The sequence below is a fragment of the Vibrio sp. R-1 genome (genome assembly GCF_035615595.1).
Taxonomy (GTDB): domain Bacteria; phylum Pseudomonadota; class Gammaproteobacteria; order Enterobacterales; family Vibrionaceae; genus Vibrio; species Vibrio cholerae.
The window spans coordinates 21,918-43,759 of record NZ_WPDC01000016.1; the positions used below are offsets into that span (position 1 = coordinate 21,918).

Here is a 21,842-nt window from a genome sequence, read left to right on the forward strand (position 1 = left end):
CAATCACCACTGCTGAAAGCCGTGGTTTAGGGATGACAGTAAATAGGGCAAGTAAAACTTGCCCTATTCTTATTCCAACATTCAGAAAATCATTCTGATTGATGACGCTTGCAGTGCTCAATAGCCTTGCTCAACAGATCTAACGCGGTGTGATCACAAGCAGGCAATTGCGCATCGCTTTTACCCAGAGGCGTTACCCGCTCACCCCAGCGAATATGACCCGCTCCCCACGTTAGCCCTGCGCCAAAAGCGGCGACCAACAGATCATCATGAGGTTTGATTTTGCCTTGCTCTAACGCTTCGCACAGGGCAATCGGCACCGTAGCCGCGGAGGTATTACCGTAGCGATGAATATTGACAAAGGCTTTGTCTTGCGCGATGCCCGCCAAATCACACAGGGTTTGAATAATGCGGATATTGGCTTGATGCGGGATCACCACATCAATTTCTTCGGTCGATAAACCGCTACGTGCCAGCACTTGCTGCGCCGCAGCCCCCATGCCACGCACCGCACGTTTAAAGATCTCTTTACCCACGAAATCAAATGCCCAGTAACCATTGTCTGCATCAAAACGATCCATCGCGGTTCCAAACTTAGGTACCGCTAAAATATCTCGCCCTTGGGCATCACAACCAATTTGCGCATCTTGCAAGCCCACTTTCTGTTCGGTCTTGCTCAATACCACAGCACCTGCGCCATCTCCAAACAGCACAGCAGTGTCACGCTTCGTCCAGTCCAGATAGAAAGAGAGGCGCTCAGCACCAATCACCAAAGCATGACGATAATGGCTCGCTTGCATCAAGCGTGTCGCGGTTTCTAAACCATAGAGGAAACCAGTACAGGCGGCGTTGAGATCAAAGGCGGCAGCAGAAGGAATGCCTAAATTTTGCTGCACTTTTGAAGCAATATTGGGAATTAACGAATCCGGTGAACAGGTTGCCACAATAATCAGGTCTATCTCTTCAACGCTTACGCCCGCACAGGCAATGGCATGCTGAGCGGCAACGGTGGCGAGATCGGAAGTATTCACGTGGCTGATCCGACGCTGTTCAATCCCAGTACGTGATTGAATCCACTCATCGGAAGTATCAAGAAAGGTGCTCAAATCGTGATTGGAGAGCGTCGCAGGTGGCAGACATTTACCCCACCCGGTGATTTCGGCATAACATTGAGTCATAAAAATTCCGTCTATGCTGCTTATTGTAATTTGGCGGAGCGCCCCAAGATATTGAGCAACGCCCGTCGCCATTGTCGGCAATGGGCAGAAGTATACGCCGATTTTCGAACCATGGTTAACCATTGAGCTTAAACTGGTGACGAAAGCGCAAAATAAAGAGAGGAAGTCATGTCAACATTCAATACCCGCTGCCCATCTTGCCACAGCCTTAACCGTGTGCCAGAAGAGCGGATTACCGAAAGCCCAAATTGTGGCAAATGCCAAAGTGCACTACTCGATGGCGCACCAATTGAAGGTACCGAAGCCAATTTTTCCGCGCTGCTGCAAAGCGACAAACCTGTCGTCGTCGATTTTTGGGCACCATGGTGTAACCCTTGTGTCGGCTTCGCACCGATTTTTAGTGATGTTGCCGCCGAGCGAAAAGGCCAGATCCGCTGCGTGAAAATTGATACCGAAGCGCAGCAAAACCTTGCTGCACATTTTCAAATTCGCAGTATTCCCACCATTATGGTGTTCAAAAATGGCCAACGCATCGACATGATCAATGGTGCGCTACCAAAATCTCAATTTGACCAATGGTTAAACCAAGCGCTGACTAAATAATCACATCTTGTAATCCACAATTAAGTTGGCATTTTCGATAAAATTATGCCAACTTAACTGGCACTTTCCCCGCCCTTTTCCTCAACAAGCAAAGTTTATCGTCAAGAACGTTTTTTTTCGTTTTACTCTGCGCACTATTCGTCCCATATTCGCGCCAACTGTTCCTTCTGCTGTTCCCGAGGCCTGCTGTGGAAATCCATTCTTCTGCACCAAACCGCATTGCGGTGCCTGTTATTGCGTTAACTCTGTATGCGATTGCCGCAGGCTACTTAATGAGCCTAGTGCCTTTAATGCTGCCGCATTACCAACTCGAATCTGATTTGGCCAGTTGGCTGGCGAGCGTTTTTTATGCCGGATTATTAGCGGGCGCGCTGGTTGCAGAGCCTTTCGTTAATCGTTTAGGCCACCGTAAAGCCTTTGTATGGTGCTTGAGCTTACTGCAACTGTCGATTGTGGTTATGCCGCTATTGCCCTACGCCAGTGTTTGGCTTTTGGCACGTTTGGTCGCAGGTATCGCCGTGGCCGGTATTTTTGTGGTGGTGGAATCTTGGTTACTGCATGGCGATGAACAAGGTCGCGCTAAGCGTCTTGGCATTTACATGGTGTCACTCTATGGCGGTACTGCACTCGGACAAATGGCAATTGGCCAACTGGGGGTGGCAGGTGCCGTGCCTTTTATTGCGATCACCACACTACTTTTGATTGCTTCCATGGTGCTGATGTACGTAGATTCGGATCAGCCTTCCACGCAGCAAGCCAGCTCACTTTCGTTGCGTCAGATTTTCAAGCTCAGTAAAGCGGCGATGATCGGCTGCCTCGTTTCGGGCCTGACATTAGGAGCAATTTACGGTTTGATGCCGGTGGAACTTGCCAACCGTGGCATTAGCCATACTGATCTGGGTAACTTAATGGCGCTGGTGATTTTAGGCGGAATGGCGGTGCAACCTCTGGTGCCTTGGCTGTCTAAATTTTTAGGTCGCACTCTGCAGATGGGGCTGTTCTGCTTACTTGGCACAGCAGCCATCGCGCTGACCGTGTTCGATGATTCGCTGCTCGTACTGGGCGTTAGCCTGTTTATTTTAGGCATGGCGACCTTCGCCCTCTACCCAATCGCGATTAATTTAGGCTGCGACAAATTGGATGCGAGCTACATTGTTTCCGCAACCCAAGTGATGTTACTCAGCTACAGCGTAGGCTCGGTGGTTGGTCCGGTATTGGCCGATTGGTTTATGCAAGATCGACACGGCTTGATGGCTTACTTGTTTGCCATCCTACTCGCGACTTGTTTGTATATGCTGATCAAAAGCGTCAAAACCAAACGCCAATGGGTGGCGGGCGAGTAACCTTCTTTTAGGGCAAGTTTCTATCACTCAGCGTGAGGGAGAGAAACTTGCTTTTCCGACCCAAGCTTAATCTAAGCTTCATATTTGCCCCATACAGTCATCATAAACCGAATCATTGATGTCACTGTGAAACCACTCAAACGCTACCAATACGAACGCTACGCCGTTTTGTGCAACCTCGCTTATCCGCGCATTTTTAAGCAGACTCGTTACGGATTTGATCCTAACGGACAGCGTGTGATCACCAATCAGTTTGGCAAAATCATGATCCGAGTATTGTGGAGCCGAGCGAGCGATGAGGTAGTCGTTGTGATTAAAGGCTCACACAGCCTCACCGACTGGCTACTCAACTTCGCGGTTTGGACACGCAGTTGCCGCCATTTAGGACTGCAATACCGCATTCATGCTGGTTTTTATCACTTACTGCATCAAGAGAGCCAACCGAGCCGCAACCAAGATACGCTTGGCATGACAGTAATTGAGAAACTGGAACAGACCCTACTGCCGCTGATTGAACAAGGCAAACGCATTGCAATCACTGGGCATTCTTCCGGCGGCGCGATTGGCTGCGTGTTTGCGGACTATTTTGAGCGAAAATATCCACGCACGATCAAGCGAGTCGTCACTTTTGGTCAACCTGCGATCGGGGATTGGCGCTTTCCGAAATACTATGGGCTGGCTCATAAAACCTATCGCATCTGCTGCGATCTGGACATCGTAACCTTCATGCCGCCCGTGCCATTTCTGTACTGGCATGCCGGAAAATTACTCTGGCTGTATAACGGCAGAATTTACGAAAACACACCGACATGGGAGCGTTTAGGACGTTCGATCATCAGTTGGTTAATTCGACCGTTTTCTTATCACTTGATGAGTAAATACATCCGCAATAAAGATTTTTTTGATGAACGCTAGAAAGAGTTTTGTATCAACAAGAGAGAAAATAATGGAGGCGCGTCCCGGAGTCGAACCGAGGTTCACGGATTTGCAATCCGCTGCATGGCCACTCTGCCAACGCGCCTCTGTAATTTCAGACTTTCACTTGTTTCGGTGGCTGCCTGACTACGGGAATGCATTCTACGCATTCGAGTTATTGAGTCAACACAATTTTTTTGCCTTTCTAATCGTTTGACTATTTAACGTGCAAAAACGCGATATTTGCTCACTTTGTTAGCAAAAAACACCGGATTTTTATAGAGATAACTGGATCCCAAGCTTCACTTTTTTGTTTTACTCGCCTATCGCGCAACGATAAAAAAACGGGCTTTCGCCCGCTTTCTAGTAATGTTCTTCATTCAGTAAGTCGTCTTTGGCCGCCGCTAAATATTGCACCATTGACCAATAGGTCAGCACAGTCGCCACATAGATAGAAATGTAGCCAAGCCAAATCATCCAGTCGTCATAACGCCAGATCAGTACCCACAGCGCAAACATTTGAGTCAGAGTTTTTACTTTGCCAACCCATGAAACCGCGACACTGGCTCGTTTGCCAATTTCTGCCATCCACTCACGCAGTGCAGAAATGATGATTTCGCGAGCGATCATGGTCACCGCAGGAATGGTGATCCAGATACTATGATAATGTTCGGTGATCAAAATCAGCGCCGTAGCAACCAGTACTTTATCCGCTACTGGGTCAATAAATGCACCAAAACGCGAGGTTTGGCCTAATTTTCGCGCCAACATTCCATCTAACCAATCAGTGAATCCGGCCACCCAAAACACCATAGCGGCGACAAAGGGAGCCCATTCAAAAGGGAGATAAAAGGTCACCACAAACACGGGGATCAGAAATAATCTGAGCAAGGAGAGAAGGTTAGGAATGTTGAAACGCATAATGTATAGGCTCTTTTCGATGGCGCGTTAATGTTGCTGTATTTTTCTTATTGTTTCAATGCTTGATAAATGTTTTCTGCCAATGCGTGGCTGATGCCCGGCACTTTGGCGATTTCTTCAACAGAAGCGCGTTTTAACTCCTGCATACCACCCAGATATTTCAGCAAGGCTTGACGCCGTTTCGGCCCCACCCCTTCAATACCCTCAAGCGTACTGGTACGGCGAGTTTTTCCGCGCTGCGCTCGGTGTCCTGCAATCGCGTGGTTATGGCTTTCATCCCGAATGTGTTGAATTAAGTGCAACGCAGGGGCATCACTCGGCAGATGGAACTCGTCACCATCAATGGTGATCAGCGTTTCCAAACCAGGTTTACGCGTCACACCTTTGGCTATACCTATGATTTTTGGGTACTTAGGCCAATCTTGCCAGCAGGACGAAATGATCTCATAGGCACGATTGAGCTGCCCTTTGCCACCATCAATAAAAATAATGTCGGGGATCTTGCTGCTATCGAGCTGCTTGCTGTAGCGACGTTCCAACACTTGCGCCATCGCCGCGTAATCATCTCCGCCGGTGATGCCAGTGATGTTGTAACGCCGATACTCTTGCTTTAGCGGTCCCTCTTGGTTAAACACCACACAAGAAGCCATCGTGCTTTCGCCCATAGTATGTGAGATATCAAAGCACTCCATGCGAGTAATCGCATCCATGCCGAGCTCTTCTTGCAGGGCTTTGAAGCGCTGACTGATGGTCATCTTGTGATTAATCTTAGTCGTGATCGCCGTCAGCGCGTTGGTATTGGCGAGTTTCAGATAACGACCTCGCGTGCCGGTGGGATTGACATGGAAAGTGACTTTGCGCCCTGCAAGTTCACTGATCGCGGTTTGTAGCGCCTCGGTTTCTTCGGTCAATCCTCGATTTAAAATGATCCGTGCCGGAATACTGCGAGCTTCACTGTGACTTAAATAATATTGGCTTAAAAAGCTCTCAAACACTTCGACCTGCGAGGTGTCACTTGGTATTTTCGGGAAATGGCTACGACTGCCGAGCACTTTGCCTTGTCGGATCATCAAAATATGGATGCAAGCAATGCCATTTTCTTGTGCAAAACCGAGCACATCCAGGTCTTCCAAACTGTCATCCGACACAAACTGCTGCTCTTGTACTCGGCGAATGGCTTGAATTTGGTCACGCGCTTTGGCGGCATCTTCAAAACGCAGCTCACGGCTCGCTTGCTCCATTTTCTCAACCAGAATCGACAATACTTGGTTGTCTTTGCCTTGCAGGAAAAGACGCAGGTAATGGACGATCTCTTGATAGCCTTGGTCAGAAATCAGCCCTTTCACACAAGGTCCGGCACAGCGCCCAATCTGATACATCAAGCAAGGTCGAGTACGGTTGCTGTACACCGTATCTTCACACTGACGGACGGGAAAGATTTTCTGGATCAAATGCAGAGTTTCACGCACTGCCCCCGAATCCGGATAAGGCCCGAAATATTCACCACGGCGTTTTTTGGCACCACGATGTGAGGACAGTCGCGGGTGTTTGTGCGCGCTTAAGAAAATATAGGGATAAGACTTATCATCACGCAGCAGCACGTTGTACTTAGGCAGATACTGCTTGATGTAATTGTGCTCAAGGATCAATGCTTCCGTTTCGGTGTGGGTGACCGTCACGTCAATCTTGGCGATGTTGCTGACGAGAGCTTTGGTTTTTTCGCTGTCGAGATTCTTGCGAAAATAGCTGGTTAGACGCTTTTTGAGGTCCTTGGCTTTGCCGACATAGATCACTTCAGCCTCAGCGTTATACATTCGGTATACGCCGGGCTGGTTGGTGACTGTCTTAAGAAAAGGGGCAGAATCAAACGGTGTCGACACTATAACTTCTCAGTATCTAAGATCCCGTGTCGGATAGCTAAGTGGGTTAATTCCACATCACCGTTGATATTCAGCTTGGCGAACAAACGGTAGCGGTAGCTGTTGACGGTTTTCGGGCTCAAACTGAGCTGTTCGGAAATGTCCGTCACCTTCTGGCCTTTGGTGATCATTAACATGATCTGCAATTCACGTTCGGAGAGATCAGCAAAAGGATTTTCAGAGGCGGGCGAAAACTGACTCAACGCCATTTGCTGCGCAATTTCTGGAGAAATGTAACGCTGACCGCTGTGAACGATACGGATCGCATTGACCATTTCATCCGGTGCCGCGCCCTTCGTGAGATAACCTGCGGCACCCGCTTGCATCACTTTGGTTGGGAACGGATTTTCGGTATGTACCGTCAATACGATAATTTTAATGTCCGGATTAACACGCAACAACTTCTTGGTTGCTTCCAAGCCACCAATACCCGGCATGTTCATATCCATTAAAATGACATCCGCATGGTTAGTACGGCACCATTTTACTGCTTCTTCACCGCTGTCAGCTTCCCCTGCTACTTTCATTCCACGGACGTCTTCAATAATACGTCGTATCCCTGTGCGAACCAGCTCGTGATCATCTACAAGGAAAACACTAATCAAACTTGTATCTCCACACTTATCTATTGGCTCTGCACCCACCGAGACAGTGGATTACAGCGAAGCTACCCCAAACCAACGCGGGCAACTTTTCTCCCGTGAATATGATCTGAAACCTACACTTTAGCAAGCACTTATTTTTCAAAGTGTCGAATCGCACATGTGGCACATAAAAATCAATAAGTTAATAAAAATCATATTCGCCTAATTGAAAGGTTTGGTGAATATAAACCGTGATTTTTGGCCTACTTTTGCGTCGCAATCACCTAGGTGCTCGCCTACTCCTGCTTGTGACGCCACAATGCGATGTAATCAGCTTCACTATCAGTATAATGTGCCAACGCAAAAATGTATGAGTGTTGAAAAAGGTGGGCCAGATTGAAGATTGAACAAGGGTTTGTATTAACGCGTCACGCTCGTGATGTGGCTGGACAAACCCAAATTGAACTTTGGCTCGCGACACCTTCAGGCCCAACACAACTTATCATACGCGGTGAGCGTCCTGCTTTTTTTATTGAACAATCGGCTAGCCAAGAAGTGATGCGAATTGCCGCAGAATTATCAATAACGCCCTCATTATCGCCCCTCTCATTACGTAGCTTTGCAGGCCACCCCCTCACCGCTTGCTACTGCAATACGATTCGCGATAGCCAAATCTTAGCCGAGAAACTCGCTCAAGCGGACATGTTGATCTTAGAGGCGGATATTCGTTTGGCTGACCGTTTTCTGATGGAACGCTTTATCCAAGGCAGCATCGAATTTACTGGTCAGATCACCGATTTCGGCCATTATCGCCAAGTTCAGCAAGCCAAATGTCGCCAAGGTGATTACCTACCGACGCTGAATATGGTGTCGCTAGACATCGAATGCTCCGAAAAAGGGCTGCTCTACTCGATTGGTTTGGATAGCCCGATGGACAGCCGAGTGATTATGGTTGGTCAGCCGGAGCCTGCAGAAACGCCGATTCAATGGGTCGAGGATGAATACCAGTTACTCAAAGCGCTCATTGCATGGTTTGAGCAGTTTGATCCTGATGTGATTATTGGTTGGAGCGTGGTGGATTTCGATTTCCGGCTGCTGCACAAACGCGCGGAATTCCACAAACTGAAACTCACTATTGGACGAGCTCAGCAACCGAGCTTCTTCCGCACGGCGAGCCAAACTCAGCAAGGCTTTATCAGTATTCCCGGGCGTGTGGTGCTCGATGGTATCGATACGTTAAAAACCGCGACTTACCATTTTCGTTCATGGTCTTTGGAGTCGGTCTCGCAAGAGCTGCTTGGCGAAGGGAAAGCGATCCATAACGTGCATGATCGGATGGATGAAATTAACCAGATGTTTCGCCACGATAAGCCCTCACTCGCTCGCTACAACCTGCAAGACTGCGTATTAGTGAATAAGATTTTTGCGGCCACTCATCTGCTCGATTTCGCCATTCAGCGTTCACGTTTAACGGGTGTCGAGTTAGATCGCATTGGTGGCTCCGTAGCCGCATTCACCAATCTCTATCTACCACAACTGCACCGCGCAGGGTATGTTGCTCCCAATTTGCAGCCAGAAAACTGGGTTGCCAGCCCTGGCGGTTATGTGATGGACTCGATTCCGGGGCTGTATGACTCGGTACTCGTGCTCGACTTTAAAAGCCTCTACCCTTCGATTATTCGCTCGTTTTTGATTGATCCACTTGGGCTGATTGAAGGATTAAAACTGCCAATAGGCAAACAAGCTGATCACGCGGTTCCGGGTTTTCGCGGTGGTCAATTTCATCGCACCAAACACTTTTTACCTGAGATGATCGAAAAGCTATGGGCAGCGCGCGATGAAGCCAAACGCAACCAAGAAAAGGCGTTTTCACAAGCAATCAAAATCATCATGAACTCGTTTTATGGTGTGCTCGGCTCATCAGGCTGCCGCTTTTTCGATGCACGATTGGCATCGAGCATTACCATGCGCGGCCATGAAATCATGATCCAAACAAAACGGTTGATTGAAGCGCGCGGTTATCAAGTGATCTATGGCGATACGGATTCAACGTTTGTCGCACTCGGTGGGCAATACTCTCAGCAAGAAGCGGATAACATTGGTCACGCTTTGGTCCGAGAAATCAACCAATGGTGGACAGAGCATTTAAAGCAAGAATATGCCCTTACTTCGATTCTTGAACTCGAGTACGAAACCCACTATCGCCGTTTTTTAATGCCGACCATTCGCGGTTCGGAAACGGGCTCCAAAAAACGCTATGCGGGTTTAAAAGGGGATGGTGACAATGAGCAACTGATTTTTAAAGGTTTGGAAAGCGCACGCACCGACTGGACACCGCTCGCGCAACGTTTTCAACATCAGTTGTATCAATTGATATTCCACAGACAGGATCCGGAGTCCTATATTCGCACTATCGTAGAACAGACATTGGCAGGCCAATTGGATGAGCAGTTGGTGTATCAAAAGCGTTTGCGCCGACGGTTACATGAGTACCAAAAGAATGTGCCGCCGCAAGTACGCGCGGCCAGAATGGCGGATGACATTAACGCCAAACTTGGGCGACCGTTACAATACCAATACCGCGGAACGATTGAATATGTGATTACAATCAATGGTCCTGAGCCGAAAGAATATTCCAAAAGCCCTATCGATTATCAGCACTACATCGATAAACAGCTTAAACCAGTCGCAGATGCGATTTTGCCTTTTATTGGCAAACAATTTGATGAGCTTATTGCGCCTCAACTGGGACTGTTTTAGAAGCGTTTCGACTCTGTACAAACTCGACGAAATCACCACGATTCAGAGATTTACTGTAAAACCAACCTTGTACAGAGAATGGGTATTCATCTCCCATCGCGTCTAATTGCTCTTGGGTTTCTACTCCTTCGATGATCGTTTCCAGATCAAGGGAATGAGCCACGAGCTGTAAATTGGCAAAGACTTTGCGCCCTTTTTCAGAGACCAAAGCCAGCACAAAGGAGCGATCAATCTTGATGCCATCGACATCAAAACGGTGCAGATAGCTGAGAGAAGAGTAACCGGTACCAAAATCATCAATGTAAATTTTGACGCCTAATTGATGAAGTTGGTTAAACACCCAAGTCAAACGCTGTTCATCCGCCAGTAAACTCTCTTCCGTCAGCTCAATATGAATTAATCCTGCCACTGGGCGAATGATCTCTTCAATCTGAGCCATTACGGTCAAATCCATCAAGGTTTCTGCCATCAGATTAATACTGACAGGCACATAAACTCCGACATTCGTTAGCTTACTAACATCACGCGTAGCCTGTTTCACCACCCATAAATCCAACTCTTTCATCAACCCTGCTTTGGCAAGAAAGGGCAAAAAGGTTGCAGGTGATAAAATGTTACCTTGTTGATCTTTTACTCGAATTAACGCCTCACAGCCAATCACTTGCCCTGTTCGGTGGCAAACTTGTGGTTGATACTCCAAACAGAACTCTTTGCTGCTCATCATCTGTAGTTGCTGTTCAACGTTAAGCTGCTCACGCTCCCGTTTCTGCGCCAACGCAATGGGATCATCTTGCAGATGAGCCGCCTCTTCTTGACGGCGAGTATACATAGTATCCAACGAAGGAATTCGAATCGTTTGCTGACCATATTGTTCATTAAGACGCAGCACCGAGGGCAAATATAAGAGGCAACCGAGAACAATATTGACCAATTGCAGGAGTAATCCATTCCAATCACCGCTAGTCGCAATCCAAGCATTGAGAAAAATCGGGCTAACAAAAGGTAACTCAACACTCGGGTACGCGACCCAACCCGATTCGACCACCCAGAGTGATACCACCACATTCACCATAGGCGCAAGGAGAAAAGGAAAGAATAAACGCGGGTTCAGGATCAGAGGCAGACCAAAAAGTAATATCTCATTCATATTAATTAGCCCAAGTGGGATACTGGCAACCGCGAGCAAACGAATATTTTTCTGTTTTCCAAACAATAGGATAGCCAAAGCTAAAGAAAAGGTTGCACCACTGCCTCCAATAAACACAAAAGAGCCCATAAAGGATAAATTCATTGGATAGGGGGCGCTTTCACCTATAAGCAGGAAATAGGGTTCCGAGAGCCGACTCGCCTCTTGCAATAATTCCACTAAAGGTAATAAGGCGTAATAACCTTGAATACCAAAGAACCAAAGTAGTGAATTTAAGCTAGCGAACGTTAAACCAAACACATAAGGATCATTGGCATAATCAAAATGCATCAAGCTTGCAAAGACCTGACGAGTGATCGGGCCAAATAAAATTAAATTTATGCCCACTACAACCACGGCCGTCAGTGCTGCGGGCAACACCAGATTGAATGACTCATGTACTCTGGTACCTGCACTTTTTGAGCGGGTTAAGTGCAAAATCGGATAACGCATCAACCAAGCTATTAGTGGAATAGCATAAATCGGTGTGATCAGTGCTGTAATGATTTGAAACGTTGGCAAATTATTCTCGGCACTCACCGAAGCTGACGAGATCGCCAAATAAATCATACTCAGCAGCGCAATCGGAGGACGTGGCAAATGCCAATGCATGGCCAGCAGATATGAGATGGTGGCCGTCATCAAATAAGGAAAGGTTTCGGCGATCACTTGGTTCGCACGATACAAAATCAAAACCCATTCAGGACGGCCACCGCTAAACAGCTCGCCCATGCTGGCAATAAACAGGACAAAGGAAGAGATCATTAAGCACGGGATCAGCCACACCATCCCTTCACGAATCGAATGCATCGCTGAAACAAGGTATTGAGAAACCTTGGTTAACTCATTTTTTCTCACCATAGGTAAGTACTTATTAAAACTCAGCATGCTAAAGAGGCTCAAGTGACGCGTATTAAAAACTTAGCACACTAATTTCTTTATCAATAAATGATTCAGCGGTTAAAACTTATACTTACTGCTTATTCTCAAAAAAGACTAACCAATTCGAAACTCGGTTTTTTGATATTGAGACACCAGCCAAGGGCCAAAACTATCGAGTAAACCAACCACCGAGCGTTTGGGAATTGCACGGGGTTTTAGTAGCAAGCCAAGGCGGTCAATCTCAAGCTGCTTCTCTGGGTGATAGCGTAGGAAATGAGTACCGCATTCGATCGGGTCATCAAACCACTGCTTGTCGCGGTACATAATCAGCGAATAGCTGGCACGCAGTAGCTTTTTGGCCACCATCTGCTGAGCCATGATCTGTTCTTGCTCGGTTGCGGCTTTGGCAATTTTATCTCGGTAATAGGCAATCCAATCCCCCACATCCATATTCCAATGCTTAGCAATTTCCCAGCTTGGCTCGTAATGGCCAAAACATTCGGCCAGATTATCGCCATACACACAAACACAGCAGTGGCGCAGCATGAAACCCCAAGAAAAAATCGCCTCTAAGGTCGCAACTTCCTCAACGGCTGCGAGCTTAAAGGAGACATCGGTGATCCACGGGTAGCTTTTTTGAAAACGCCAACGGATGGTGTTAATTAACGTCGCGCGGTTTTCTTCAAAAGAGCCATAGGTCACTACCACGACATCGAGGTTGGAGCGATTCGGCTTGGCCGTTTTTCGTGCCACGCTGCCGTAGAGATAAATACTGTGTAATGCCTGCCCTGCCCCTGCGCGCCAAAAGCGCACCAAATCGGCAATCGCGTTTTGATATTCAGGTTGAAAAGGTTGCTTGGGGTCAATCACCGGCAGAGTCATACCGCTCCATACTCGCTTAATTTGTACAGGCCTTATGTTCTATGATGCGTGACCATCAATCAATAGCAGACTTACCCCACTGGCGAGCAATCAACCAGTCAAACCTTAATTCTTAGCCACGGTGCACGCACCACGTCACGTAGCAGGGGGAGAGATATTCCTTTTCTCCCCTTCCTTTAGTTATAATGCTGCCACTTTTTACACGAAGGATATATTTCATGCCAAAGGCAAGTGAACTCAAAAAAGGTTTTGCCATCATTTCTAACGGTAAGACTCTGCTGATCAAAGATATCGAAGTGACCACTCCTGGTGGCCGCGGCGGTTCAAAAATCTACAAACTACGTTGTACTGACCTAAACACAGGCGCACGCGTAGATGAGCGTTACAAATCTGATGACGTTCTGGATACCGTAGAAATGAACAAACGTCCGATCTCTTTCTCTTACATTGATGGCGATGAGTATGTCTTCATGAACAATGACGACTACACCCCATACAACTTCAAGAAAGATGAAATCGAAGACGAACTGCTGTTCATCACTGAAGAAATTCAAGGCATGAGCGTAGTATTGGTTGACGGTGAAGCGGTTGCGATTGAACTGCCATCTTCTGTTGAAATGGTGATTGAAGAGACGGATCCATCAATCAAAGGTGCTTCGGCCTCTTCTCGTACTAAACCAGCGCGTATGCCAACTGGATTAGTGGTTCAAGTTCCAGAGTACATTGCAACGGGCGATCGTATCGTTATCAATACTGCTGAACGCAAATTCATGAACCGAGCGTAATCTTATGGCTGAGCTTATTTCTATCGACGACACCATTGATACCGCATACGACATTTTCTTGGAAATGGCGCCAGATAACCTCGAACCTGCTGACGTGATTCTGTTCACGGCGCAGTTTGATGATCGCGGCGCGGCTGAGCTGGTCGATGTGGGTGATGACTGGGATGACCAAGTGGGTTTCGACGTCGATAAAGAAATCTATGCCGAAGTACGCATTGGTCTGGTGAACGAAGAAAATGATGTGCTGGACGATGTGTTCGCCCGTATGTTGATCAGTCGTGACCCAGATCAGAAGTTTTGCCATATGCTGTGGAAGCGTGACTAAACTTCTCAACGCCAGCTTTCGAGCTGGCGTTGCTCTTTATTGACATTCCAAGATGTTAGATTGAGACATAAACCCAAGCCTTATCACAAAAAATTCCGCTAAACTTAACTCAAGTGCAATCAAACTGTGAGTTAGACGATGCGATTCATCCCATTGCTTAGCCTTATTTGTACTCTGGTGGCTTTTCCTAGTCTGGCTAACGAATACCGTTACGGGCCATTCATCAATTACGCCCAAGCGCCTCTCGCCAGCCATTCCCTTACTCCACAGCTACGCGACGGATTTTCACTCCCGCTGGATAGCCAAGAGCTGTTTGGTGGATTTTCTGCTGCCAGTATCTGGAGTGATAGTCCGGGTTATGAGGGAGATTTTTACCAAAACCAGTTCACCTTAGGTCTTAAATGGCAGTTTGCACCCCGTTGGCAGGCGGAGTTGAGCTATCGGTTTAGTCAGGCGTGGGATAACCAGTTGGATTCGCTGACCATGGGCTTTCATGACCTGTTTGGTCTGGATCAAAATGGGCGTGATAGTGTTGATAAGCACCGTTTTCATATTGCCGTTCCAGAGCACAAGATTGCATGGGATGACTTTTCTGGCTCCACTCTCAGCAGTGCCTTTTCTGTTTACACGCAGTACCAAATCCACACTTCCGAGCAGTATGGTCTTTCACTCGGTGCTACGCTCTATTACAACCAAACTGGCTTATTACGCTTAAACCGTTTTGAGCAAGCACTGCAACTGAACTACACCTATCAGCAGGACGCGCATCGAATTTATGGCCTGCTTGGCGTAGTTCATCACAATAGTGCGACAGGCACGCTACCAACGAAAAAATCGACCCTCACTGTGGCAGTGGGTTATGAGTACCAACTCAATACCAAGCACCACTTGTTTAGCTCTTTTCATTTTTATCAAGGAACAGTGGAAAGCCCCAAGGAGCTTGAGAAACCCGCAACAGAATATGTGCTGGGTTATCGCTACGTAATGCCATCCAGCGCCTTGGAGCTTGCGTTAACTGAAAACGTCTTCAGCACCGATAACAGCACCGATATTGCGCTGCACATCAGTTATCGCTATCGCTTGTAGGCGTTATCACTCAGTAAAATCTGCGCAATGTGGCAACTTACACACAAAAAGTTGCAAAACTTCGATTTCAAAGAAATGATTTGTCTATGCAAATGATTTTTTGAAAGAGTTGAAACTTGTCTCCACGCTATCTGCAAATCAAACAATTTATGCTCGATAACATCGAGTCGGGTCGTTGGCCAGTCGGTTATCGTACCCCCACTGAATTGGAGTTAACCGAGCAATTTGGTGTCAGCCGCATGACGGTCAACAAAGCGCTGCGCGATCTGGTCAGTGAAGGGAAATTACAGCGCCGCCCACGTTTAGGCACCTTTGTTTGTGCGACAGAAGAGAAAGCCGAATCGCCTTTGCTGGATATTCGCAACATCGCCGATGAAATCCTCAGTCGCGGTAAGCAGTATCACAATAAAGTGGTTGAACAGCGTGCGCTAAGCGCCGATGAAGCTGTCGCCATCAAGCTCGGTGTGATGGTGGGTAGCCCAGTGTTTTACAGTGAAATCATTCACTACGCTAACGATATCCCGATGCAACTGGAAGTGCGTTGGGTGAATAGTCGTTCGGTACCGCACTATTTGGATCAAGATTTTACCCAAATTACGCCCAACCAATATTTGTCGCAAAACTGTCCACTGAGCGCGATTGAGCATACTGTAGAAGCCATTATCGCAGATGCCCATGTCAAACAAGCGCTTGCGCTGACGGCCAATGAACCTTGCTTGCTACTCAATCGCCGTACTTGGAGTGGTGACAAGCTGGTGAGCTCAGCCCTGCTCTATCATCCGGGTTCGCGCTATAAACTCAGCTCGAAAATTCTGTTCAACCAATAGCCCCACATGATCACATTTTCGCAACATTCAAGTTGCGAACTTTCACGCTTTCCACTATTTATTTGTATATACATTTGAAATGTCGATATCTGGATGGAAAGCGATGAATTGTGTGTTGACCGAAGCACGTTTAGTAACCATGCAACCGGGCGTGCAAGGCTATCAGGTAACCGAGCCGCAAACCCTCATCATTGAGCAGGGGCGCATTCAGCACATAGGCCAACATATTGACCTTCCCAGCGATGCGCATCCTATCTCGTGTGCCAGCAAATTAGTCACACCGGGATTGATTGATTGCCACACCCATTTGGTTTATGCCGGCAGCCGCGCCAACGAATTCGAGCTGCGTTTACAAGGTGTGCCCTACCAAACCATCGCCGCCCAAGGTGGCGGCATTCTTTCTACCGTGAATGCCACTCGTAAGGCCAGTGAAGAAGAATTGATCGAACTCGCGCTACCGCGTTTGGATGGTCTACTGCGTAGCGGTGTCACTTCCGTTGAAGTGAAATCTGGCTACGGTTTAACGCTCAAGGATGAGCTGAAAATGCTGCGCGCCGCCAAAGCGCTTGAGCAGCATCGCCGCGTCAAAATCACCACCACATTACTTGCCGCGCACGCACTGCCTCCTGAATTTCAAGGCCGTAGTGATGACTATATCGCGCATATTTGCCAAGAGATCATTCCTCGGGTTGCCGAAGAGCAACTGGCCACCAGCGTGGATGTGTTTTGTGAGTCGATTGGCTTTAGCGTGGCGCAAACTGAACGCGTGTTTCATGCTGCGCAAGCGCATGGCTTGCAAATCAAAGGTCATACCGAGCAGCTTTCCAACTTAGGCGGCAGCGCACTCACCGCTCGCATGGGTGGGCTCTCCGTTGACCATATCGAATATCTTGATGAAGCGGGCGTGAAAGCATTGGCGCAATCGAGCACGGTTGCCACCTTACTTCCCGGCGCATTCTACTTTTTGCGCGAAACCCAAAAGCCGCCGATTGAATGGCTGCGCCAATATCGCGTACCCATGGCCATCTCTACCGATTTAAACCCCGGCACCTCACCATTTGCCGATTTGTCCCTGATGATGAATATGGGCTGTACCTTGTTTGGCCTAACGCCAGAAGAGACGCTACGCGGTGTCACTTGCCATGCAGCGCAAGCCTTGGGTTACCCCGCAAACCGTGGACAAATCGCAGAAGGCTACGATGCTGATTTGGCGATTTGGAATATCGAACACCCTGCCGAGCTGAGCTATCAAGTCGGCGTTTCTCGCCTGTATGCTCGCATGGTGAATGGAGAGCTAAGCTATGAATCCTAATTTCACCACAGAGCACACTTGGCAAGGCCGCCATGATGCCGAAGATGGTCAAGCCGGGCGTCGTGTGCACCATATCGCTTGTCCCATTGAAGTGGGCGAGCTAGCGAACCAAGAGCCGGGTGTGGCGCTGATCGGTTTTGAGTGTGATGCGGGCGTTGCACGCAACAAAGGTCGCATCGGAGCCAAACACGCGCCCAACCTTATTAAGCAAGCACTGGCCAATCTCGCGTGGCACCATCCCACCCCCATTTACGATTTGGGCAACATTCGTTGTGAGGGTGATGCATTAGAGCAAGCTCAGCAAGAATGCGCGCAAGTGATTCAACAGGCTTTGCCTCACGCGCTGGCCATCGTGCTCGGCGGCGGACACGAGATTGCTTGGGCAACCTTTCAGGGTTTAGCACAACATTTTCTAGCAACAGGCGTAAAGCAACCACGGATCGGCATCATCAATTTTGATGCGCATTTTGACTTACGCGCGTTTGAATCTGGGGTTGAAACAGCGTTCGTTCCAGTACGCCCAAGCTCAGGCACGCCGTTTAATCAAATTCACCATTTTTGCCAGCAGCAAGGTTGGGATTTTCATTACGCCTGCTTGGGAGTGAGCCGCGCCAGCAACACGCCCGCACTGTTTGAACGCGCAGATAAGCTAGGGGTTTGGTATGTTGAAGATAAAGCGTTTTCGCCTTTGTCACTCAAGGATCACCTGACTCGATTACAACACTTTATTGATGATTGTGATTACCTCTATCTCACCATTGATCTGGACGTGTTTCCGGCGGCCAGTGCGCCCGGCGTCAGTGCGCCTGCCGCGCGCGGTGTGAGCATAGAAGCGCTTGCCCCCTATTTCGACCAAATTCTTCATTACAAAAACAAACTGATGATTGCCGATATCGCCGAGTACAACCCGAGTTTCGATATCGATCAACACACCGCGCGCTTAGCCGCTCGTTTGTGTTGGGACATTGCTAACGCTATGGCCGAACAAGTGCAATCCATCCGTCACCCGTGAATCAAAAGGAGTCTCAACATGACACAGTCATCTGCACAAGGAACAAGACTGGACACTCAGCGCACCATTCGCGCCCCTCGTGGCACACAGCTGCGCGCCAAATCTTGGCTCACTGAAGCCCCACTTCGCATGCTGATGAATAACCTCGACCCCGATGTGGCTGAACATCCTCATGCACTGGTGGTGTATGGTGGCATTGGCCGCGCGGCGCGTAACTGGGAGTGCTTTGACAAGATCGTCGAAGTGTTGGAGCGCCTCGAAGATGACCAGACTTTACTGGTGCAATCGGGTAAACCGGTGGGGGTTTTCCCCACCCACAAAAATGCGCCACGCGTGTTGATTGCCAACTCCAACTTAGTACCACACTGGGCAAACTGGGAACATTTCAACGAGCTCGATAAACAAGGCTTGATGATGTACGGCCAGATGACGGCGGGATCTTGGATTTACATTGGCTCGCAAGGCATAGTGCAAGGCACTTATGAAACCTTTGTCGCGGTTGCGAAAAAGCATTTCAATGGCGATGCCAAAGGCCGTTGGGTTTTGACTGGCGGATTGGGCGGCATGGGCGGCGCGCAACCTTTAGCGGCGACGATGGCAGGATTCTCGATGATTGCGGTGGAATGTGATGAATCGCGCATCGACTATCGTCTGCGCACCGGTTATGTCGACAAAAAAGCCAACACGCTTGATGAAGCGCTGGCGATGATCGCCGATACCGATCGCCCCATTTCTGTTGGCTTACTGGGTAATGCTGCCGACATCTTCCCCGAATTAGTCAAACGCAATATCACACCTGATGTGGTGACGGATCAAACGTCGGCACACGATCCTCTCAACGGCTATTTGCCACTCGGCTGGAGCATGGAAAAAGCCGCGCAGATGCGTCAGCAAAATGAAGCCGACGTCGTCAAAGCTGCCAAAGCTTCGATGGCGATCCAAGTGCGCGCTATGCTTGATTTGCAAGCTCGCGGCGCTGCAACGCTGGACTATGGCAATAACATTCGCCAAATGGCGCTGGAAGAAGGTGTTGCCAATGCGTTCGATTTCCCCGGTTTTGTGCCGGCCTATATTCGCCCATTATTCTGTGAAGGGATAGGTCCCTTCCGCTGGGCGGCACTCTCTGGCGATCCGGAAGACATTTACAAAACCGATCAAAAAGTCAAAGAGCTGATCCCTGACAACCCACATCTGCACAACTGGCTGGATATGGCGCGTGAGCGAATCCACTTCCAAGGTTTACCGGCTCGTATTTGCTGGGTTGGTTTAAAAGATCGCGCTCGCTTAGGCTTAGCCTTTAACGAAATGGTGAAAAATGGCGAACTTAAAGCACCGATCGTGATTGGCCGTGATCACCTCGATTCAGGCTCAGTCGCTAGCCCGAACCGCGAAACGGAAGGCATGCTCGATGGTTCAGATGCGGTCTCTGATTGGCCCCTACTCAATGCGCTACTCAACACCGCAGGTGGTGCTACTTGGGTTTCGCTGCACCACGGTGGTGGCGTAGGTATGGGCTTCTCACAACATTCCGGCATGGTGATTTGCTGCGATGGCAGTGATGATGCCGCCGAACGTATTGCACGCGTACTGCACAATGACCCAGCGACCGGCGTGATGCGCCATGCCGATGCGGGCTATGAGATTGCCAAACGCTGCGCGCAGCAGCAAAAACTCGATTTACCAATGCTCAACGCTGAGCTGGCCAAACTCAAGTGAGGAAAGAAACCATGTTGCACCTGATGATCAAACCCGGCCAACTCAGCTTAAAACAGTTGCGTCAAGTGAGCCGCTCACCCGTGGTGTTATCCCTCGATCCAGAAGCGATTCCGGCGATTGCCGAAAGCGCCCAAGTCGTCGAACAAGTGATCAGCGAAGGACGTACCGTTTACGGCATCAATACCGGATTTGGCTTGCTCGCCAACACCAAAATTGCCCCGCAAGATTTGGAAACGCTGCAAAAGAGCATCGTGCTTTCTCATGCTGCGGGCATCGGCGAGCTGATGTCGGATGAAACCGTTCGTTTGATGATGTTACTTAAAATCAACAGCTTGGCGCGTGGCTATTCTGGTATCCGTCTTGAAGTCATCCAAGCTTTGATCGAGCTCGTCAATAACCAGATTTATCCTTGCGTACCGAAAAAAGGCTCGGTTGGCGCATCGGGCGATCTTGCGCCGCTGGCTCACATGAGCACAGTGTTGCTCGGCGAAGGCCAAGCCCGTTACAACGGCAAAATCATTTCCGGTCTGGAAGCGATGAAAATTGCGGGGCTAGAGCCAATTACCCTCGCCCCTAAAGAAGGGCTCGCGCTTCTGAACGGTACTCAAGCCTCGACCGCGTTTGCGCTCGAAGGACTGTTTGTGGCTGAAGATCTGTTTGCCTCAGCCACCGTGTGCGGTGCGATGTCGGTTGAAGCCGCTCTGGGAAGCCGTCGCCCCTTCGATCCGCGTATCCACCGCGTGCGTGGGCACCGAACCCAAATGGATGCTGCAACGGCGTATCGTCACTTGCTCGATGTCAGCAGTGAAATTGGCCAATCCCACAGCAACTGTGAAAAAGTGCAAGACCCTTACTCTTTGCGCTGCCAACCCCAAGTGATGGGCGCTTGCTTGCAGCAAATTCGAAGTGCATCTGAGGTGTTGGAAGTCGAAGCCAACTCGGTGTCTGATAACCCACTCGTGTTTGCCGAGGATGGCGACATCATCTCTGGCGGCAACTTCCATGCTGAACCTGTCGCCATGGCAGCGGATAACTTGGCGCTGGCGATTGCTGAAATTGGCAGTCTCTCCGAGCGGCGTATGGCACTGCTGATTGACAGTGCGCTGAGCAAACTACCGCCCTTTTTGGTCGACAATGGTGGGGTGAACTCCGGCTTTATGATTGCGCAAGTCACGGCAGCCGCCTTAGCCAGTGAGAACAAAACCCTCGCGCATCCTGCGTCAGTCGACAGTTTACCCACTTCAGCCAACCAAGAAGACCACGTTTCCATGGCGACGTTTGCCGCACGCAGACTGCGTGATATGGGCGAAAATACTCGTGGTATTTTGGCAGTGGAATACCTTGCAGCCGCGCAAGGATTGGATTTTCGTGCGCCATTGAAGTCCTCACCACGCATTGAGGAAGCAAGGCAGATACTGCGTGAAAAAGTACCGTTTTACGATAAAGACCGCTATTTTGCGCCGGATATCGAAAAAGCCAATGCTCTGCTGCAACTTGCCGTACACAACCGTTTAATGCCCGATCAGCTGCTACCAAGCCAGCACTAAGTGACTGACAAATCAACATTTCAAGAGCCCTACGGGGCTCTTATACTTAAATCACTTGA

Annotated in this window: 18 protein-coding genes and 1 tRNA gene; 12 read left to right on the top strand and 7 right to left on the bottom strand. The window is 48.9% G+C overall.

Annotation, left to right across the window (positions count from 1 at the left end; translation table 11 throughout):
- Positions 1–89 precede the first annotated feature (89 nt).
- Positions 90–1,178 (bottom strand): ketoacyl-ACP synthase III, encoded by a 1,089-nt coding sequence (locus GOU96_RS05670; protein WP_000189731.1) that lies wholly within the window; start codon positions 1,176–1,178, stop codon positions 90–92.
- Between the two features lie 168 nt (positions 1,179–1,346).
- Here GOU96_RS05670 and trxC point away from each other — a divergent pair, with 168 nt between their 5' ends.
- The 3 genes from trxC (at position 1,347) to GOU96_RS05685 (ending at position 4,039) form a co-directional block, all read left to right on the top strand.
- Positions 1,347–1,781: a thioredoxin TrxC gene (gene trxC, locus GOU96_RS05675; RefSeq protein ID WP_000102967.1), complete on the top strand. Its 435-nt coding sequence runs from the start codon at positions 1,347–1,349 to the stop codon at positions 1,779–1,781.
- Between the two features lie 188 nt (positions 1,782–1,969).
- Entirely contained in the window at positions 1,970–3,124 is a 1,155-nt protein-coding gene (locus tag GOU96_RS05680; protein WP_267782820.1) for an MFS transporter, read from the top strand.
- A 126-nt stretch (positions 3,125–3,250) separates the two neighbouring features.
- Entirely contained in the window at positions 3,251–4,039 is a 789-nt protein-coding gene (locus GOU96_RS05685) for a lipase family protein (protein WP_000803303.1), read from the top strand.
- Positions 4,040–4,071: 32 nt separating this feature from the next.
- On the opposite strand, the gene GOU96_RS05690 is transcribed toward GOU96_RS05685, so the two are convergent.
- From GOU96_RS05690 to uvrY, 4 genes are all read right to left on the bottom strand, one after another.
- Positions 4,072–4,145 (bottom strand) — tRNA-Cys (locus tag GOU96_RS05690).
- A 257-nt stretch (positions 4,146–4,402) separates the two neighbouring features.
- Positions 4,403–4,960, bottom strand: a complete 558-nt coding sequence (pgsA, locus tag GOU96_RS05695; RefSeq protein WP_258454911.1) for a CDP-diacylglycerol--glycerol-3-phosphate 3-phosphatidyltransferase — start codon at positions 4,958–4,960, stop codon at positions 4,403–4,405.
- Between the two features lie 47 nt (positions 4,961–5,007).
- Positions 5,008–6,840: an excinuclease ABC subunit UvrC gene (gene uvrC, locus GOU96_RS05700; protein WP_002021425.1), complete on the bottom strand. Its 1,833-nt coding sequence runs from the start codon at positions 6,838–6,840 to the stop codon at positions 5,008–5,010.
- Positions 6,840–7,484, bottom strand: a complete 645-nt coding sequence (gene uvrY, locus GOU96_RS05705; protein WP_001890391.1) for a UvrY/SirA/GacA family response regulator transcription factor — start codon at positions 7,482–7,484, stop codon at positions 6,840–6,842. The genes uvrC and uvrY overlap by 1 nt, the downstream gene beginning before the upstream one ends.
- Before the next feature lie 375 nt (positions 7,485–7,859).
- Here uvrY and GOU96_RS05710 point away from each other — a divergent pair, with 375 nt between their 5' ends.
- Entirely contained in the window at positions 7,860–10,223 is a 2,364-nt protein-coding gene (locus GOU96_RS05710) for a DNA polymerase II (RefSeq protein WP_267780563.1), read from the top strand.
- Here the strand turns inward: GOU96_RS05710 and GOU96_RS05715 are convergent.
- A complete protein-coding gene (locus GOU96_RS05715) occupies positions 10,195–12,297 on the bottom strand; it encodes a PTS sugar transporter subunit IIC/EAL domain-containing protein (RefSeq protein WP_267780565.1) in 2,103 nt (700 codons plus the stop codon). The genes GOU96_RS05710 and GOU96_RS05715 overlap by 29 nt on opposite strands.
- Positions 12,298–12,405: 108 nt before the next feature.
- Positions 12,406–13,173, bottom strand: coding sequence for a nucleotidyltransferase domain-containing protein (locus GOU96_RS05720; protein ID WP_076025091.1), 768 nt, complete (start codon positions 13,171–13,173; stop codon positions 12,406–12,408).
- A gap of 218 nt (positions 13,174–13,391) precedes the next feature.
- Between GOU96_RS05720 and yeiP the strand changes: the two genes are divergently transcribed.
- The 8 genes from yeiP to hutH all read left to right on the top strand — a co-directional run bounded on the left by yeiP (position 13,392) and on the right by hutH (position 21,783).
- Entirely contained in the window at positions 13,392–13,958 is a 567-nt protein-coding gene (yeiP, locus tag GOU96_RS05725) for an elongation factor P-like protein YeiP (RefSeq protein WP_001123591.1), read from the top strand.
- Between the two features lie 4 nt (positions 13,959–13,962).
- Positions 13,963–14,283, top strand: coding sequence for an HI1450 family dsDNA-mimic protein (locus tag GOU96_RS05730; RefSeq protein ID WP_000818866.1), 321 nt, complete (start codon positions 13,963–13,965; stop codon positions 14,281–14,283).
- A 138-nt stretch (positions 14,284–14,421) separates the two neighbouring features.
- Positions 14,422–15,369, top strand: coding sequence for a DUF3187 family protein (locus GOU96_RS05735; protein WP_119773578.1), 948 nt, complete (start codon positions 14,422–14,424; stop codon positions 15,367–15,369).
- A gap of 116 nt (positions 15,370–15,485) precedes the next feature.
- On the top strand, positions 15,486–16,196 hold the full coding sequence (hutC, locus tag GOU96_RS05740) for a histidine utilization repressor (RefSeq protein ID WP_002043714.1): 711 nt from the start codon (positions 15,486–15,488) through the stop codon (positions 16,194–16,196).
- Positions 16,197–16,299: 103 nt separating this feature from the next.
- Entirely contained in the window at positions 16,300–17,508 is a 1,209-nt protein-coding gene (hutI, locus tag GOU96_RS05745) for an imidazolonepropionase (protein WP_267780571.1), read from the top strand.
- Positions 17,498–18,520, top strand: coding sequence for a formimidoylglutamase (gene hutG / locus GOU96_RS05750; protein WP_267780574.1), 1,023 nt, complete (start codon positions 17,498–17,500; stop codon positions 18,518–18,520). Before hutI ends, hutG begins: the two co-directional genes overlap by 11 nt.
- Before the next feature lie 18 nt (positions 18,521–18,538).
- Positions 18,539–20,236, top strand: coding sequence for a urocanate hydratase (gene hutU, locus GOU96_RS05755; RefSeq protein WP_113620082.1), 1,698 nt, complete (start codon positions 18,539–18,541; stop codon positions 20,234–20,236).
- 11 nt (positions 20,237–20,247) lie between these two features.
- Positions 20,248–21,783, top strand: coding sequence for a histidine ammonia-lyase (gene hutH / locus GOU96_RS05760; protein ID WP_042988163.1), 1,536 nt, complete (start codon positions 20,248–20,250; stop codon positions 21,781–21,783).
- Positions 21,784–21,842 lie beyond the last annotated feature (59 nt).